The sequence below is a fragment of the Veillonella dispar genome (assembly GCF_937975875.1).
Taxonomy (GTDB): Bacteria; Bacillota; Negativicutes; order Veillonellales; family Veillonellaceae; genus Veillonella; species Veillonella dispar_B.
In genome coordinates, this window is the sequence record NZ_CALJSP010000185.1 from 1 (window position 1) to 16,631 (window position 16,631).

The 16,631-nt window shown below is 37.3% G+C and carries 16 protein-coding genes and 1 tRNA gene; all 17 read right to left on the reverse strand.

Features of this window, described 5'->3' with window-relative positions:
• Positions 1 to 132 precede the first annotated feature (132 nt).
• The 17 genes from mscL to Q7P05_RS09350 all read right to left on the reverse strand — a co-directional run bounded on the left by mscL (position 133) and on the right by Q7P05_RS09350 (position 16,283).
• The gene (gene mscL / locus Q7P05_RS09270) at positions 133 to 600 is read right to left on the reverse strand and encodes a large conductance mechanosensitive channel protein MscL (RefSeq protein WP_119209110.1); all 468 of its coding nucleotides are present in this window, start codon (positions 598 to 600) and stop codon (positions 133 to 135) included.
• 256 nt (positions 601 to 856) lie between these two features.
• A complete protein-coding gene (locus Q7P05_RS09275) occupies positions 857 to 1,744 on the reverse strand; it encodes a DMT family transporter (protein ID WP_005385958.1) in 888 nt (295 codons plus the stop codon).
• A 144-nt stretch (positions 1,745 to 1,888) separates the two neighbouring features.
• Positions 1,889 to 3,388, reverse strand: coding sequence for a threonine synthase (thrC, locus tag Q7P05_RS09280; protein ID WP_005385956.1), 1,500 nt, complete (start codon positions 3,386 to 3,388; stop codon positions 1,889 to 1,891).
• A gap of 179 nt (positions 3,389 to 3,567) precedes the next feature.
• Positions 3,568 to 4,509: a Dyp-type peroxidase gene (locus Q7P05_RS09285; protein ID WP_227721587.1), complete on the reverse strand. Its 942-nt coding sequence runs from the start codon at positions 4,507 to 4,509 to the stop codon at positions 3,568 to 3,570.
• 143 nt (positions 4,510 to 4,652) lie between these two features.
• The gene (locus Q7P05_RS09290) at positions 4,653 to 4,880 is read right to left on the reverse strand and encodes a hypothetical protein (protein ID WP_227721586.1); all 228 of its coding nucleotides are present in this window, start codon (positions 4,878 to 4,880) and stop codon (positions 4,653 to 4,655) included.
• Positions 4,881 to 5,090: 210 nt separating this feature from the next.
• Positions 5,091 to 5,166, reverse strand: a tRNA-Lys gene (locus Q7P05_RS09295).
• A gap of 74 nt (positions 5,167 to 5,240) precedes the next feature.
• Positions 5,241 to 5,543: a hypothetical protein gene (locus tag Q7P05_RS09300; protein ID WP_119206974.1), complete on the reverse strand. Its 303-nt coding sequence runs from the start codon at positions 5,541 to 5,543 to the stop codon at positions 5,241 to 5,243.
• A 1-nt stretch (position 5,544) separates the two neighbouring features.
• Entirely contained in the window at positions 5,545 to 6,510 is a 966-nt protein-coding gene (gene moaA, locus Q7P05_RS09305; protein WP_119209113.1) for a GTP 3',8-cyclase MoaA, read from the reverse strand.
• A gap of 25 nt (positions 6,511 to 6,535) precedes the next feature.
• Entirely contained in the window at positions 6,536 to 6,976 is a 441-nt protein-coding gene (locus tag Q7P05_RS09310; RefSeq protein WP_227721202.1) for an MOSC domain-containing protein, read from the reverse strand.
• Positions 6,977 to 7,195: 219 nt separating this feature from the next.
• Complete coding sequence (locus tag Q7P05_RS09315; RefSeq protein WP_303931810.1) at positions 7,196 to 8,524, reverse strand: nucleobase:cation symporter-2 family protein; 1,329 nt, start codon at positions 8,522 to 8,524, stop codon at positions 7,196 to 7,198.
• A 247-nt stretch (positions 8,525 to 8,771) separates the two neighbouring features.
• Positions 8,772 to 9,389: a cyclodeaminase/cyclohydrolase family protein gene (locus Q7P05_RS09320; protein ID WP_295826177.1), complete on the reverse strand. Its 618-nt coding sequence runs from the start codon at positions 9,387 to 9,389 to the stop codon at positions 8,772 to 8,774.
• A 159-nt stretch (positions 9,390 to 9,548) separates the two neighbouring features.
• Positions 9,549 to 11,219, reverse strand: coding sequence for a formate--tetrahydrofolate ligase (locus Q7P05_RS09325; protein WP_295804621.1), 1,671 nt, complete (start codon positions 11,217 to 11,219; stop codon positions 9,549 to 9,551).
• 276 nt (positions 11,220 to 11,495) lie between these two features.
• Positions 11,496 to 12,764 (reverse strand): SLC13 family permease, encoded by a 1,269-nt coding sequence (locus Q7P05_RS09330; protein WP_303931814.1) that lies wholly within the window; start codon positions 12,762 to 12,764, stop codon positions 11,496 to 11,498.
• 103 nt (positions 12,765 to 12,867) lie between these two features.
• Complete coding sequence (ttdB, locus tag Q7P05_RS09335) at positions 12,868 to 13,479, reverse strand: L(+)-tartrate dehydratase subunit beta (protein WP_298631191.1); 612 nt, start codon at positions 13,477 to 13,479, stop codon at positions 12,868 to 12,870.
• Positions 13,479 to 14,381: a L(+)-tartrate dehydratase subunit alpha gene (gene ttdA / locus Q7P05_RS09340; RefSeq protein ID WP_156719049.1), complete on the reverse strand. Its 903-nt coding sequence runs from the start codon at positions 14,379 to 14,381 to the stop codon at positions 13,479 to 13,481. The genes ttdB and ttdA overlap by 1 nt, the downstream gene beginning before the upstream one ends.
• A gap of 386 nt (positions 14,382 to 14,767) precedes the next feature.
• Complete coding sequence (locus Q7P05_RS09345) at positions 14,768 to 15,796, reverse strand: AraC family transcriptional regulator (RefSeq protein WP_195186564.1); 1,029 nt, start codon at positions 15,794 to 15,796, stop codon at positions 14,768 to 14,770.
• Between the two features lie 220 nt (positions 15,797 to 16,016).
• Positions 16,017 to 16,283 (reverse strand): SemiSWEET family transporter, encoded by a 267-nt coding sequence (locus Q7P05_RS09350; RefSeq protein ID WP_004698672.1) that lies wholly within the window; start codon positions 16,281 to 16,283, stop codon positions 16,017 to 16,019.
• Positions 16,284 to 16,631: the final 348 nt, after the last annotated feature.

Consider the following 16,631-nt stretch of genomic DNA (forward strand, 5'->3'; position numbering starts at 1 on the left):
GGTGGAATACAATTCATTATATTCGGTTCGCAGCATGGCATGAGCATATATTTTATACTAGAAAGCTGGCGTAATACAACAAAAAGGAGTAAGGCCTAGGCCTTACTCCTTTTATGTAGCTTTAAATTTGAATTATTTCAAATCTGCTGTACAGTTAGGACATTTAACTGCATCAATGTGAATTTCTGTTTTACAGAATGGACATTCTTTAGTTGTAGGTGCTTCAGCAGCTTCTTCTTCTTTCGCGTTTTTCATCATTTTAGCTAATGCGCGAACCATCAAGAATACAACGAATGCCAAGATCAAGAATTGGATCAAGTCGGTAATGAATGTACCGTATGGCAATACAGAGCCTGCTGCACGTGCTGTAGCAATATCTGCACCAGCCATGAATGCGTCTTTAGAACCTGCGCTTAATGGCAAGTACAAGTTGCTGAAATCAATACCGCCTGTGAACAAGCTGATAATAGGCATGAACAAGTTGCTTACGACTGAGTTAACCAACGCTGTGAAAGCAGCCCCAATAATCATACCAATAGCTAGGTCCATCATGTTACCTTTGAATGCAAAAGCTTTAAAATCGTTCAAAAATTCCTTCATTTCTCACTACTCCTAGATACACTTAATTGAGAATGCGTTAATAACTGTACTAATCATAAAGGAAAGATGAAGAGATGTCAATATTTTTCGATGTAGTTTTTCGAATTTATTTAATATAGTTTTTCATAGGTCAATCTAAAATTGTAATAAATCAGTATTTATGCGTACTTTTCGCACCATGTTAAAAAGTGCCAATCACGAATGTGATTAGCACCTCTACTGTCATACAACGTCTATTATTGTATAGATTCGACAATTATTTAATTTTATCCTCTATAACCTTTCCTTCTTGTAAAGGTCCACTTTGTTCTTTGAGGCGAGCCAACATAACAGAAGATACGAACATCGCCACACCAGCGCCTATGGTTTCAATAGACAAGCTTTCACCAAAGAATAGGAAGCCATAGAATGAACTAATGAATACCCCAACATATTGTAAAAACTGAGCTACTACAGCATTTGTGGTAACAAAAGCACCAGTCAAGAAGAACTGTGCCACCACACTAATACCACCAATAGCTAAAATGATAAGCCAATCTGTTCCCTGTGGCATAACGAGCTTATCAGTTGTAACGAGGCCTGCAATCATCCCTGTAATCATGAAATAAGCCATAATTTCGAAATTGCTATGTTTCCCTCTTTTAGATATAAGGCGAATGGTCGTATACGCAGCTGCAGATAGAGCTGCCCCTAAAATAGCCACCAAGGCAAACCAAGTAAAGCCAGTAAAACTAAATGGATTTACCATAACCATAACAGCTACAAAGATTAAGAGTAGCCATTTTCCTGCCCCTTTAGGCACCCGTTCTTTAAGAAATAAGGCGCTAAAAATCAGTACGAATATACCTGATGTTTGAAATAAAATCGTCGCATCGGATAACTTTAGATGCACTAAAGCAATAAAATTACATACCATACCAAAGCCGCCATATAAGCCACGCATAACAAGATGTCCTCTATCCTCTTTCGAGAATCGGATACCTCGGGTATACATAACGATGAGAACAGCTATGGTTCCAAATAAACCACGGAAAAAGGCAATTTCCCCAGATGGAATGTTAGAGCCTAGCATCTTTACAAATAAATTCATCGTACTCAATAAGAGTGCCGACAATAATGCATACATAAGACCTTTTTTAGCCATACTACCTCCCTATACAAATACACTATAGTACAACTAAATAGTTACTATCCCTGTATTATCTATCTTAGCAATCTATTATACAGGAGATACGGAATATATAAAACCAAAATATATGCCGCCCTTCTAGCGAAAGGCGGCATCCTATTATTTAGAGAATGTATCTACAAAATCAAGAATTTCTTGTTTCATATTCTCTTTATCGATTGCTTTTGTGAAACGCAATGGTTTAGATTTCAATGCTTCCAATTGTTTAGGGAATGCTACACCCGTTACAGCAGAAATATTATCTAAGCTTTCATACGGTGTATCACCAACTTTAATATCTAAAGCTTCACAAATAGCTGTAGGGAATTTAAATGGATGTGCAGTAGATGCAATAATTGTATGACGCGCACCATCTTCTGGGTGTTTCTCTAATTCCTTCATGTATGCACCCATAGCTACCGCTGTATGAGGATCCATTACATAACCATAGGAGTTGTACACTTGCTCAATGATGGCTTTTGTTTCTTCGTCATCTACATAAGCACCTGCAAAATTAGCTTTAACGCGGTTGAATTCTTCTTCGTTTACAGTCAATTTACCTGTAGATTTAAGATCTTTCATCCAACCAGCTGTGCGTTCACTATCCTCACCAGAGATATAGTATAAGAAACGTTCAAAGTTGGAAGACTCAAGAATATCCATAGACGGAGAAATCGTTGTATAGAATGGGCGGTTCATATCGTATGTACCACTTTCAAAGAAATCAGTAAGCACGTTATTTTGGTTAGATGCACAAATCAATTTACCAATAGGAATACCCATTTTTTTAGCATAATAAGCAGCTAAAATATTACCGAAGTTACCAGTTGGCACCACAACGTTGAATGCTTCATCTTCATGAATGGCGCCTTGTGCAACAAGTTCTGCATAGGCATTCACATAGTACACCACTTGAGGTGCCAAGCGACCAATGTTAATAGAGTTCGCACTAGAGAACATAACACCTTTTGCAGCAACCTCTTCTGCAGTATCTTTATCAACGAATAAGCGTTTCAAGAATTGTTGCGCATCGTCGAAGTTACCGTGAATCGCAGTAACATTAACGTTGTCCCCTTCTTGCTTTTGCATTTGCTCAGCTTGCATTGGACTTACGCCATCAGTTGGGTAGAATACTTGAATGTGAGTACCAGGTACATCTTTAAAGCCTTCAAGGGCAGCTTTACCTGTATCACCAGATGTAGCCGTTAAGATAAGAACCTCTTTTTTCTCACCTTCAGCCTCTTTTGCCGCTACTAATAGATATGGGAATAAAGACAATGCCATATCTTTGAAAGCTTGTGTACGGCCATGGAATAATTCTAGGACAGAAACCTTTTCTAATAAGGAATGTAACGGTGCAATATCACGAGTGCTGAAATTAGCATCACTGTATGCAGAGTTGATCATTTCTTTTAAATGAGCTTCTGAGAAACATGGGAACAACTTGGATAATACAACAGCTGCTACCTCTTGATAGTTTTTATCTTTCACATCATTGTAAGTTAAGCAGTTTGTAGGGAATAAAGATGGTACATATAAACCACCATCCTCTGCTAAGCCGTGCAACAATGCATATGTTTCATTTACCGCAACGGTACCGCGGGTGCTAGTATAATTCATGGAATACCTCATTCATAACTACAATGGATTTTACGAGTTTAATAGATTTATTATAGCATAAAAGCGCCCCTAAAAGGAGCGCTTCTATAGAATTAAATGATATTTTTACTCGAATTGTTTACTGCTAACAAAATAGAGCATCACGAACTATAAAAATATACATCAAATAGCTATGTCGATTATAACTCGCCTTCTGCAATAGCATCCAATGTATCAAGGGATGGAATGAAGAAAAGCATACCTGTAATAGGTTTGGAATAATCAAGCAATTTATCGTTTTGCGTAAACATATTAGTAAGCATTGTTTTAGTTACATCCCAGTAACGAGCATAACCGATAAAGTATGTGCCACGTACACCTTGTCCAGGTTGAGCAAACGGTACGTTCATACGAACGATTTTATGTTCTTCATCATCGCGATTATCTTGAGCCACTACATTATGAGCTGCTGGATCTTTTTCATCATCTTCTAATTCAATATCACTGAATTTACGACGGCCAATGAATTTTTCTTGCATTTCCGTAGGAAGTGCACGCCATGCATCAAGATCATGTTCATATTTTTGAGCAAATGCATAAGAACCATTAGTGAATTCAGGATCTTCATCGCCAATAACACCCCACTCAACAGCCTCTTGACCAACAGGGTTTTCAGTACCATCAACGAAATCGATGATAGCACGACCTTGTTCATAGTGGAAACCATGAGTTTCATCTACTACAGATGTAATAGGACGTAAGAACTCCATAATTTGATCTACTACCGTATATGTAACGGATTCATCATTAGAACGCACATGTAAGAATAAATCTGCTGCTACAGCTGGTACGTCTTGTTTATCCCCTTTAATACCTTGGAAATCTTCTAACTCTTTTGGTACCGGTGCATTAGGGAATAAATAATCCCATGCTTTACGGCTAAAACCAAAGGCAATGCCTAAACCTTCACCATTCGCACGAATACTAACAGAACGTTTAATGGCTTGGATACGGTCTGCCATATCTTGGATAACTTCAAGTTCTGCGTCACGATCTTTGCGATTTAATAATAAGGTTGTAAAGTTAACACTTTGGCCTGCATCTTTATATACATCTTGTGTTCTAGAAACATCTACTGCCATTGGGTACCTCCTAATGAGAAAAATTATTATATAGCAATCATAAGCTATTACATCTTTATTGTCTATAATATATAAAACATTACATACCAAATAACCTCATCATAGCTATTGCAGCTCAATCAGAAGAAGAGATAGTAGAAAGCTTAAAATATCAATTCGTCATATATTTTTTTTGGTATTTGTTCAATGGGCTTATTATTATCAATTGCAGTTGCTAAAGCATCAATTCCTTTTTTTATTTCAGATAGCTCATAACCATAAAGAGGATCCATATAAATAACCCTATCTAAAGAATTTTCACCAAATATAACTAAGTATAAATCTGTAAGTTTTTCCAATTGTATAAGTGCATTTTGTACTTCCGTATCCATATAAATTTCTCCTAGGTAGTGAGAATCATGCCAGTAACAAAGAACCTTACTGTATTTTATATTTTAATTTTCCCTATAGTTCTATATAATTTTCAACAAAAGGATATCATCTATAATATATACATTATTTAATTTCATTACAATACACTAGTATAACTAACAGATTACAAATAAATAATAAGAAAACCCGCACTACTGTGCGGGTTTATTTGGTGGACCACCAGGGGTTCGAACCCTGGACACCCTGATTAAGAGTCAGGTGCTCTGCCAGCTGAGCTAGTGGTCCATGACACGACTAATTATATGCCTATTTTATAGGAATGTAAAGAATATTTATTACATTCCTATAAAACATATACATCAATATTGCCTTAGCCAATCCTTCATCGTATTACAAGCCTCTGTAGGGAGTATATCACTAGTTCCTACACAGTCAGCACCACTATACAGTTGAAGAACGCTATGCGTACGGCTTACTTCTTTGACGATAATATCTGTCACATCTGCCTTTGGCACATTAAATTGCAATCCATAACGCCCCTTGTAGGTAATGACAGCAGATTGTGTATCGTATTCGATATGGACTTGAAGCATCTTGCCACCAGGCCAACATTCTTCAATATGTTCCTTTGATCTTGGTTTTAGAAAATCAAAAAATCCCATATTATCCTCCAATGCGCCACATAGGACGTTCTGGTTGTTCCATACCTACGCCATCATGACGTTCTTGCTTTCGTTGCAACGCACGTTCAATATGCAAAGCTAAGTCTTCCTCTGTGGCCCCATTGCGCACAAGAGATACAAGATCAGCCTCATCATCACGCAACAAGCATAAACGCATTTGCCCATCTGATGTAAGACGTACGCGATTACATGTATCACAGTAGCTATGAGACATAGAAAAGATGAAGCCTACAGCCTTTCCACTTGGCAACGCTAAATACGTAGCAGGACCAAAACCATACACAGAGTGAACCTCTGTAAGAGGCCCCCCACTTACACGTTCCAATTGAGCTCGCCACTCATCAAAGGTCGGTCCATGGAATGCATCACCTTGGAATGGCATGTATTCTATAAATCGCCATATAACAGGCCATTTTTCTACATACTGTAACAAAGATTTGACTTCTTCATCAGACCAATGACGAGATAATACAGTATTAATCTTCACAGATTTAAAGTTTGCACTAATAGCACTACGAATACCATCTAGCACAGAATCTAGCTGACCTTCTTTACCTACACAAGTAGCAAAGGCATCACTTTCAAGAGAATCGAGACTAATATTCACTCGGTTCAATCCAAGTTTTTTCAATCGTTGTGCTCGAGATGCAAGTAGGCTACCATTCGTAGTCATAGATATATCTTCAAACCAACCAGTATCCTTAATACGGGTTAACAGCTCTTCAATATGAGGATACAACAATGGCTCGCCACCAGTTAAGCGCACTGCTTTCACGCCGATACGATGGAAGGCACCTAAAATAGTCATCCATTCATCAACTGATAATAATTGTGTTTGACTTTGAGGTGTAATTTCAGCAGGTCGGCAATAGGGACAACAAAAATTACACGCATCTGTCAGCGACAGACGTACATATTCAATTGTACGGCCCCATGCGTCTTTCATAACACACCTCGTTTATAATACAGAGTTATTTAATAATAGATACTTCATCACCTACGTGAATCGTACCATTTTTAAGGACTTTGCCAAAGATGCCTTGTGTAGGCATGATACAAGATCCTACTTGTTTCATGATTTCACAACCATGATGACATTCCTTACCAATTTGAGTGATTTCAAGAATTACATCACTACCAATTTGTAATTGTGTACCTACGGCTAATTCGTAAAGTACCATACCTTCAACAGTGATATTTTCTGCAAAATCACCAGGTTTAACATCCGCCCCTTGAGCGCGCATATGGTCTATACTTGCAATGCCAAGCAAGCTGATTTGACGATGCCAATTGCCTGCATGCGCATCACCTTCCATACCGTGATCTACAATAAGATTAGCGGATTCAATATTATGTTTCTTTTGCCCTTTTTTCTCACTAATAGAGATAGCAATAATTTTTCCGTCTGCCATGTAACCCTTCCCTTCTTATGGGAACATACCATATATACATAACTTTATTTCAACATGTAATTGCAGCCATTTTTTATGATTCTCGTATTACTGAAAGCACCATAAAATTATTCTACAATTATCTATTTATTATATCATAGTATTCATACAATTTTCCTATGAATTTAATCACTAAAAAAGAACTCTGCTCCTAGGAACAGAGTTCTCATATAGTAATTCTTATCGGCGACCCATTTCTTTAATTTCATCACCATGATTAACACCATTAAGTAGTAAGTTAAGCAAGATCGCCATAATACTACCAAAGGTAATACCAGATTTTAAAATAATTTGTGCCCAAGCAGGGAAATTAGCATAAAAGTTTGGCGCTGCAATAGGAATCATAGCTACACCAATACTGATTGCTACGAGCATTAAATTATGATTGCCTTCAAAGCTAACCTTGCCCAAGGAACGAATACCACTAGCAACAATCATACCAAACATAGCAATACCAGCGCCACCTAATACGGCATTTGGAATACTAGCTACGATAGCCGCTAATTTAGGGAATAATCCCAATAAAATCAAGATCACACCAGATGCAGCAACTACAAAGCGACTCTTAACACCAGTTACAGCAATAAGGCCCACGTTTTGAGCAAATGCTGTATATGGGAAACTATTAAGAATACCACCGATAACAGTAGACACCCCATCAGCACGAATGATTGATGCCAACTCTTTACGTCCAATTGGCTTATCTACAATTTCACCAATCGCAATACTATCACCAGTTGTTTCAACCATAACAACAAGCATTACGATAATCATGGAAAGCACAGAAGCCCAATCAAAGGTTGGTAAACCGAAATAGAAAGGTTCAATAACTGCAATCCAGCTGGAACGACCAACTTCGTCAAAGTTGGTAACACCCATGGCAAAAGCAATAGCTGTCCCCGCAATCAAACCGATTAGTACAGAAAGATTACTGAAGAAACCTTTTGCAAATTTATAAACAAACACGACGATTAAGAAGGTAAGGAACCCGAGTCCAATATTTGTAAAACTACCAAATTGTGGATTGCCTACACCACCGCCCATCCAATTAATGGCAACTGGCATCAAGTTAATACCGATAATGGTAATAATTGTACCTGTAACTACAGGTGGGAATAATCGAATAAGGCGACTAAAGAATGGCGCTATCAAGAATGTAAATAAACCGGCTACAATAATGGCGCCGTAAATAGCAGTCATACCATGCTGAGCCCCAATCATGGCCATAGGGCCTACAGATGCAAAGGTAACCCCTTGGATCATTGGAATACGTCCACCAATATTACCAAAACCTAACGTCTGGATTAATGTGGCAACACCGCAAGTAAATAAGTCCGCTGTAATTAAGCGAATCAAATCTTCCACAGGCAAGTGCATGGCCTGTGCCACGATAATAGGTACGGCAACGGCGCCTGCATACATGGCCAATACGTGCTGTAAACCAAAGGCAAAGAGCTGTGGTATTGGCAACATACTATCGACCGTATTCATTTGTTTTTGATCTGTCATAATGTCTCCTACATCAAACCTCGAAATAACACCCATTTATTTTACAATATCGTTCGGATTTTAACAATAGAAAAAAGAGAACCTATTATTTTTAAAAGCAATAATAAGTTCTCTTTTTTAATTTTTCCGAACATTATACTCTCAAAAGTATAAATCGTTCGAAACCGTTCAGATTTTATTAATTAATATATCTATATATCTATCAAGTTATTTCAAGCTATTATTTTAAATTGCTATTTTGAGCTAGTTATGCATATAAACCTATAATAGCCGCCTCTTTAGCATCAAGATCTTTTTCTATAGCATTCATTTTTGTAGTTATATCAGTTACAAAGGCTTCGTCTTTAATCCCAGATAAATTGATACGTACATTTAAGAATGCCGCCTTTACCGCAGCACGAGCATTAATAGCAGCGATAATACCATCTGTAATAAGATTTTGATTGCCCTTGCGAGCTGCCATATCCGCTAAATCAAAGATTTGATACGCTAATTCACCGATTTCAAAGGGCACCATAGCCGCATCTTTATAAGCTTGCTGAATTGCGGCACTACGCATAGCCTTTTCTTCATCAGTATTCTTTGGCAAACCTAATGCGTTCATAAAGATGTTAAATACATCCGCATCAGCTTGGGACAATTCAAGCATGCGATTCCGAATAGATTCCGCCTTCCTTTGAAGGTCTTTCATTTCAGCTTGAACCTCTTCGTATCCTTTTTTCCCAAAGGTTAAGTTTGCCACCATTTCAGCTAATGCAGCGCCCGTTGCAGCTGTTAAGGCCGCAATGGCACCACCACCAGGTGTAGGTTCTTTAGATGCAGTAGCGGCTAAAAAGTCACTTACTTTTTGTTCTACTAATTTCATATCTATACCTCATGTAAAGGAGATAACAAGAGGAACCTTGTTATCTCCTTATAATTACTATACAACTGTAACAGTTTAAACAATAAACGCTATAACTCTAATTAAAATTAGTCTTAAAGATTAATCCGTTTTAGAAAGACTAACTATAAGTATTTACTATTAGAATAAGCCTTTAATCGTACCATCTGCTTCTATATCCATATTGAGAGCTGCTGGGCGTTTAGGAAGGCCTGGCATAACCATTACATCACCTGTACGGCATACGATAAAGCCGGCCCCATTGGCAACGCGAATATCGGATACAGTAATAGTAAAGCCCTTTGGTGCACCGAGCAACGCAGGATTATCAGACAAGGAATATTGTGTTTTCGCCATACATACAGGCAAGCGATCGAGACCCCAATCCGCTAATTGTTTAATTTGCTTTTTAGCTTTATCCGTAAAGATAACACCATCACCACCATAAATCGTAGTAACGATTTTATTTACCTTTTCTTCTAAGCTATCTTCTACATCATATACGAATTTAGGTGTTGGTTTTGGACCCTCAAGCAATTCAACAACCTTTTTAGCCATATCGATGCCGCCTTCGCCGCCCTTTTCCCAACATTCATTAAGCTCAACAGGCACGCCGAATTCATTACACAAGCGAGTTAACTCAGCGATTTCCGCATCTGTATCGGTAGCAAATTTATTTATGGCTACCAGTACAGGTACGTTGAAGTAACGCATGTTTTCAATGGCTTTTTGTAAGTTGCTGAAACCTTTAGTAACAGCTCCAACATTTTCTGTATTAAGCTCTTGTTTTGGTACACCACCATGCATTTTAAGAGCTCGTAATGTAGCTACGATAACGATTGTATCAGGGAAAATATCGCCGTAACGACATTTAATGTCCAGGAACTTTTCAGCACCTAAATCAGCACCGAAGCCTGCTTCTGTAACTACGATATCACCTAATTTAAGACCTAATTTTGTAGCTACGATGGAATTACAACCATGAGCAATGTTTGCAAATGGACCACCGTGAACGATGGCTGGCGTATGTTCTAATGTTTGCACTAGATTTGGTTTGATAGCATCTTTCATAAGAAGGGCCATCGCACCTTGGCATCCAAGTTGATGTACATACACAGGCTCACCTGCTAAATTACAACCGATTACAATGCGACCAAAACGTTCTTTCAAATCTTCTAAATCTTTAGCTAAGCAAAGAATAGCCATAATTTCAGAAGCAACAGTAATCATGAAGTGATCTTCGCGAGGGAAACCACATACTTTACCGCCAAGAGCAACTGTTACATTACGAAGTGCACGGTCATTCATATCTAGAACGCGTGTCCAAGACAGCTGACGTAAATCAATTTGTAACTCATTGCCTTGATGGATATGGTTATCAATCATAGCGGACAACAAGTTATTGGCTGCTGTAATGGCATGCATATCACCAGTGAAGTGAAGATTGATATCATCCATTGGTACTACTTGAGCATAACCACCCCCTGCAGCACCACCTTTGATACCAAATACAGGGCCCAAGGATGGTTCACGCAAGGTTGCAATCGCATTTTTACCGATTTTTTGTAGGCCTTGTACGAGACCAATGCTCGTTGTGGACTTACCTTCCCCTGCTGGCGTAGGTGTAATAGCCGTAACAAGCACCAATTTACCATCTGGCTTAGCTTCTAAGCGACGAATGGCATCAAAAGAAATCTTCGCTTTATAATGACCATATTGTTCAATATCATCAGGTGTTAAACCACACTTATCGGCAATAACCTGAATTTTTTCCATTTTATTCTGTTGGGCAATCTCAATATCGCTTAACATAAAGCCTCCTCAGCGCTATGGCCACATAAACCTATATAACAACTATTAGATAGACGTATACGTTTTACAAAATATGTCTACTGTGAATGTATATTTGTACACTTACATTACTCTATTATATGTGAAAGTTGCTCTAATGTCTAATACTTATGTCTAACAAATTTAGTAATCTAACTAATATATAGCAAAACAAATACAATATATGCAGATAATCAAGAAAAGGCCCTGACGTAAATATACATCAGGGCTTTCAATATATACCGAATACTTATCTTATTAGAATGGGAATAGGATTGGAAGTAAAATAAGTGCTACGATACTTGATACAACGATAAGTGGTAAACCAGCTTTCACATAATCCATGAAGCTATAACCAGCTATATTGTATACCATAGTATTGGCAGGCATACCAATTGGTGTAGCATATGCCAAGGAGCTTGCAATTACAATGGCTGCAAGAACCGCTTTAGGATCGAAGCCAAGTTGAGGCGCTAAGCTAAGACCGATAGGAACTAGTAACGCACAAGTAGCTGTATTAGACATAAAGTTTGTCATAAACACACCAAGCGCAAAGATTACTACTAACACAACAATTGGAGATGGGCTCGCCCCAAGACTATTAACGATAATGTCAGCAATCACGCTACCAGTACCAGTTTTTACCATTGCATCACCGAGAGCCATGGAACCAGCAAAGAGCATAATTGTTTTCATGTCGATAGATTTAACAGCTGTCGTTTCGCTAATAACATTAGTCGCTACTAACACAAGCGCACCGATCCAAGCACTTACATAGAGTTTTACATCTAATTGTTTTTCAAAAATCATAGCAACCACTGTTAAAATCAATATGATCGCAGCAGTCCATTTCTTCCAAGATGGCACATGACTATAATCATCATTACCTTCAAAAGCACCATCTGGTTGATGACTAGGAGCATCTGGCAAGAAGCGTTTTCCAACTGTAGCATAGAATATAGTACCTACGATGAGAATTGGTAAACCTACTAGACCATAATCGAAGAAATTAAAGGAGCCTAAGCCTGCTTGTTGTAATCCGGCTTGAGCAATCATATTACCTGGAGCGCCGATAAGGGAGATATTCCCCCCCATGGCTGCTGCAAATACGAGAGGCATCAATAACTTAGTTTGTTTAAAACCACTCTTTTTACAGATACCTATAATTACAGGAATCAGTACAGCAGCTGTACCCGTATTAGATAAGAAACCAGATAAAATACCTGTAATCATCATAACTGCAACGAGTAAAGATGTTTCAGTTTTAGCAAACTTATGAACTACATTACCTACGCCTACGGCTACGCCTGTTGCAAAGAAAGCTTCACCAATAACAAACATACCCATAAATAGTAAGACATTTGGATCTACAAAACCGGCGAATGCTTCTTTAGCAGATAAGACTCCACTTAAGTGCAAACCTACTGCTACAACCATAGCAGTAATAGATAATGGAATTTTCTCCCATGCAAACATGACGATGGCAAATACCAAGAAGCCAAGAGTTATCATTACACTCGTATCCATAAATACCTCCCAATACGTGTAATATACCTAAAAAAGGGTACAAAAAAGGAGGATTGTACAAAATCCGTATAATCCTCCTATTTAGTTACATGTCACAATGCAATTATTTAATGAAGCCTACGTGTTTATAGAGCTCTTCTAACACCTCTTCTTTTTTCGCATTGTATTCTACTTTTTTATTTTCAAAATAGTTATTGCCCTCTGCATCAATAGATACGATAAGCGGACCAAATTCTTTAACCTTAAAAGTCCACAAAGTCTCACACATACCTAATTCACGCCAATTAGCAGATTCTACTTTTTCGACTTCTGTAGCAGCAAGAACTGCATTGCCTGCAGGGAATACACAGTGTAGTGCGCCAAAGTCTTTACATGCACGGGCTGTTTCAGGACCCATGCCACCTTTACCTACAATGAGACGTACACCAGTCTTTTTAACAAAGTCATATTCGAATTTTTCCATTCGCATAGATGTAGTAGGACCTACAGATACTACTTCAAATTCATTATCGCTTATAGTTCGAATAATTGGACCTGCATGAAGTATAGCCCCATCTTTAACATCAACCGGTAAAGTTTTACCTTCTTCTACCACACGACGATGCCCCATATCACGACTAGTTGTAATATGCCCAGTCAAATAAATTACATCGCCTGGCTTAATGCCTTCTAAATCAGATTTTTGAATTGGTGTAGTTAATATTTTCTTAGCCATTATAATGTCACTCCTTTATGAGATTTAACTGTGCAATTACCATCCTTATCAAATACGAGATCGCCGCGACGATGATTCCAACAACCTACACTAACAGCACAAGAAATAACAGATGGATGACGTGTACCATGTTCAATGTTAACACCTAATACAGTTTTATCCCCACCCATACCTTGAGGTCCAATACCAATCTTATTAATGCCATCTTCTAACAATTGTTCCATATAAGCCGCTTTTTCATTAGGTGCTTTTGAAGATACAGGGCGCATTAATGCCTTTTTAGATAATCCAGCAGCTGTATCAATAGTTGTAGCAATCCCTACACCTACCAATAGTGGAGGACATGCATTTAAGCCATAGCTTGTCATCAAATCAAGAACAAATTTAGCAACACCTTCATAACCTTCACCTGGCATCAATGTTTTACCGGACCCTGGCAAGGAGCACCCGCCGCCAGCCATGTAAGGGAAGATTTCTACATCATCGCGATCAGGAATGATATCCCAGTGAATATAAGGTGCAGTGAGGCCAATATTTTTACCAGTATTAAACTCATCAAAAGTTTCTACACAGTTCAATCGCAATGGAGCTTCTTGTGTAGCCTTATAGGTTGCTTCTCTTAGGATATCTTCTAATTCTCCTAGTAATGGATAATTAGATCCAACCTTTACCCAGAATTGTAATACACCAGTATCTTGACAAGAAGGACGATTAAGCTGAGCTGCTAAATCCATATTATGTTGCATTGTCTCATAAATAGATTTGGCCATGGGATTTTTTTCATCCTGCGCCAATTCATGAATTTTTTCTTGTACATCATCAGGCAATACCTTTGCCATATAAGAAATGAAATTAGCTATCTTATTTGTCATTTCTTGTACTTGTTGTTCCTTCGTACTCATCGCAAACCTCCAAAAAGACTTCATTATTTAAGACGTGATTATTTCTGTTTCGGAACCTTAGCTCCTTTCGATGATTTCATTGTACTCTTTTTTACAGGATATAACTATCCAATTTATAAGTTGATTTTTGCTTGTGAAAGCACGCTAAATTCATACAAAATCACCTATATAATTATATTTTTACCTATGTAAAATATACAATTACACCTATTCAGAAACATCAAAAAGAGCACTACTTATCAAAAGGTAGTGCTCTTTCATCATTTATTTTTATATGCTTATCAAATATACAAAATCACCTATACCTAATGATTGTATATCCCCCTAATTTTAATTTTCAAAATCATAAAATTATAAGCAATTACAAGGAATTATAACAATGAAAATTATGATTGTAATTTTTTTACAACCAGCTCAAGTTCTTCTCTAACATCCTGTAACTTTTGATTAGCCTCTTCCAATCTATCCTTATTGATAGAGGCATCTTGATATGGTAAATAGGTTTGCAATATATCTATAATATCCTTTTCCTGAGTAGAGATAATTTCCTTCCAATCATGTAACTTTGTTTTACGCCCCATCTCTTTTGCTTGTTTTCTATATTCAGATGGTGTTGTATGGAAGTGCTTCTTGAAGGCCACATTAAAGGCTTTAATATCTGCGAAGCCACAGCTACTCGCAATATGAGCCACCCCATCCTCAGAGTTAGCTAAACGAACTGTAGCCTCTCGTAATCTCAACCGCAACAAATACTCTAAAAAGGAAACTCCTAATTGGCGTTTAAAGAACTGAGATGTATAGTTCACATTATAACCGCCAATTTTGGCAATATCTTCTAACTCTATCTTCTGCTTATAATTTTCATCAATATAGGCAATCATTTTATCAAAGGTAGCTACAGTCATATCAGCAGGCTTTGTATGTACAGGGATAGTCTTAACCGCATCAATTTCCCGATATATATCACTCATCATGGCTAAATAATGATTCTCCAAGCATAATTGACGATCAGTACTTTCACTATTTACCATTAACAACATCATTTGTGCAGCACGATGACGTAGTGATGTAAAGAATTCATTATACCGATTAGTTTTATCTGATCGCAATACAAATTGGTACATACCAAAGTTCGGATCAAAGTATTGGAAAAACTCCTTGCCTACATGAATAACAAGAGCCGTTGTATCCTCTTCTAATGCCAACGTAGCATGACCAACTTGAGGGGAAATGATAATTGTATCAAGAGGTTCCATCGTGAAAACCTCACTATTACAACTCATGTCAATTCTGCCCTTTAACAAGATCAACACCTCTACGCCACTATGCCAGTTGTAATGATATGTACTAACCTTATATATATCACTATTGAAATCTATATGATTGTGTTTGTATGTATAGTGAAAGTAATCCATAACAACGTAACACCCCTCATAAAATCAAACAAATACCTCTCAATTATTTACATAAAAAATGCACCTCTTATAAATCTAAGAGATGCATTCATTATGATATATATAATTAACAACGGTCAACAGTAATTTTATATGTCATTAAAGTTATAGTTTTATATGTCATTAAAGTTATAGTTTTATATATCATTAACGTTATAGTTTTATGTTTCTATTCTTTAAATTACATAACCGCTGTAATAGCTGCTGCTAAGCCAAAGAAGATTCCTGGTGCATTAGCTAATGCTACTGGAATATCTCTATGTTCTTTGAATAAACCATACGCTACCCATAATGTACAGTTGATTGCAGCTACAAGTGGTTGGATCCAATCGCCAGTACCTGGATGAGCTAGGTTATGCATGATTTGTGGGAAGTAAGATACATACATAGCTACAGCAGTAACAGTTGCAACTTTACCTACGTTTTCCATAAATTTTACTTGATTCATATATCCTCCAAAATTATAACTTACTAATTTTTTACTCCTGATGAAGTATATTCTACTCAGTTTGGAGAATATAACTATCCAAATTAAAAGGTAGTTTTTCTAGTAAAACTTACATAAAACGATGATTTTCTTTTGATTTATTATATTTTTATTTCCCGACAATCTATAAATCCTCCCCCATAAAAGATATCAAAAAAGCACTACTTATCAATAGTAGTGCTTTTTAGGTAAGTATTTGATGATTTTTTATATAGAAAATCACCCAATTCTAACATTTATATATGTATCAAAAAATATTTGCTAATATTTTGCTAACAATACCTAGGTTATGAAGATATACATTCTATC

Bases quoted from the DNA above. Each gene is read 5' to 3' on its own strand.
- mscL (WP_119209110.1), bottom strand. From the start codon at position 600: ATGAAGGAATTTTTGAACGATTTTAAAGCTTTTGCATTCAAAGGTAAC.
- Q7P05_RS09275 (WP_005385958.1), bottom strand. From the start codon at position 1,744: ATGGCTAAAAAAGGTCTTATGTATGCATTATTGTCGGCACTCTTATTG.
- thrC (WP_005385956.1), bottom strand. From the start codon at position 3,388: ATGAATTATACTAGCACCCGCGGTACCGTTGCGGTAAATGAAACATAT.
- Q7P05_RS09285 (WP_227721587.1), bottom strand. From the start codon at position 4,509: ATGGCAGTAGATGTTTCTAGAACACAAGATGTATATAAAGATGCAGGC.
- Q7P05_RS09290 (WP_227721586.1), bottom strand. From the start codon at position 4,880: ATGGATACGGAAGTACAAAATGCACTTATACAATTGGAAAAACTTACA.
- Q7P05_RS09300 (WP_119206974.1), bottom strand. From the start codon at position 5,543: ATGGGATTTTTTGATTTTCTAAAACCAAGATCAAAGGAACATATTGAA.
- moaA (WP_119209113.1), bottom strand. From the start codon at position 6,510: ATGAAAGACGCATGGGGCCGTACAATTGAATATGTACGTCTGTCGCTG.
- Q7P05_RS09310 (WP_227721202.1), bottom strand. From the start codon at position 6,976: ATGGCAGACGGAAAAATTATTGCTATCTCTATTAGTGAGAAAAAAGGG.
- Q7P05_RS09315 (WP_303931810.1), bottom strand. From the start codon at position 8,524: ATGACAGATCAAAAACAAATGAATACGGTCGATAGTATGTTGCCAATA.
- Q7P05_RS09320 (WP_295826177.1), bottom strand. From the start codon at position 9,389: ATGAAATTAGTAGAACAAAAAGTAAGTGACTTTTTAGCCGCTACTGCA.
- Q7P05_RS09325 (WP_295804621.1), bottom strand. From the start codon at position 11,219: ATGTTAAGCGATATTGAGATTGCCCAACAGAATAAAATGGAAAAAATT.
- Q7P05_RS09330 (WP_303931814.1), bottom strand. From the start codon at position 12,764: ATGGATACGAGTGTAATGATAACTCTTGGCTTCTTGGTATTTGCCATC.
- ttdB (WP_298631191.1), bottom strand. From the start codon at position 13,479: ATGGCTAAGAAAATATTAACTACACCAATTCAAAAATCTGATTTAGAA.
- ttdA (WP_156719049.1), bottom strand. From the start codon at position 14,381: ATGAGTACGAAGGAACAACAAGTACAAGAAATGACAAATAAGATAGCT.
- Q7P05_RS09345 (WP_195186564.1), bottom strand. From the start codon at position 15,796: ATGGATTACTTTCACTATACATACAAACACAATCATATAGATTTCAAT.
- Q7P05_RS09350 (WP_004698672.1), bottom strand. From the start codon at position 16,283: ATGAATCAAGTAAAATTTATGGAAAACGTAGGTAAAGTTGCAACTGTT.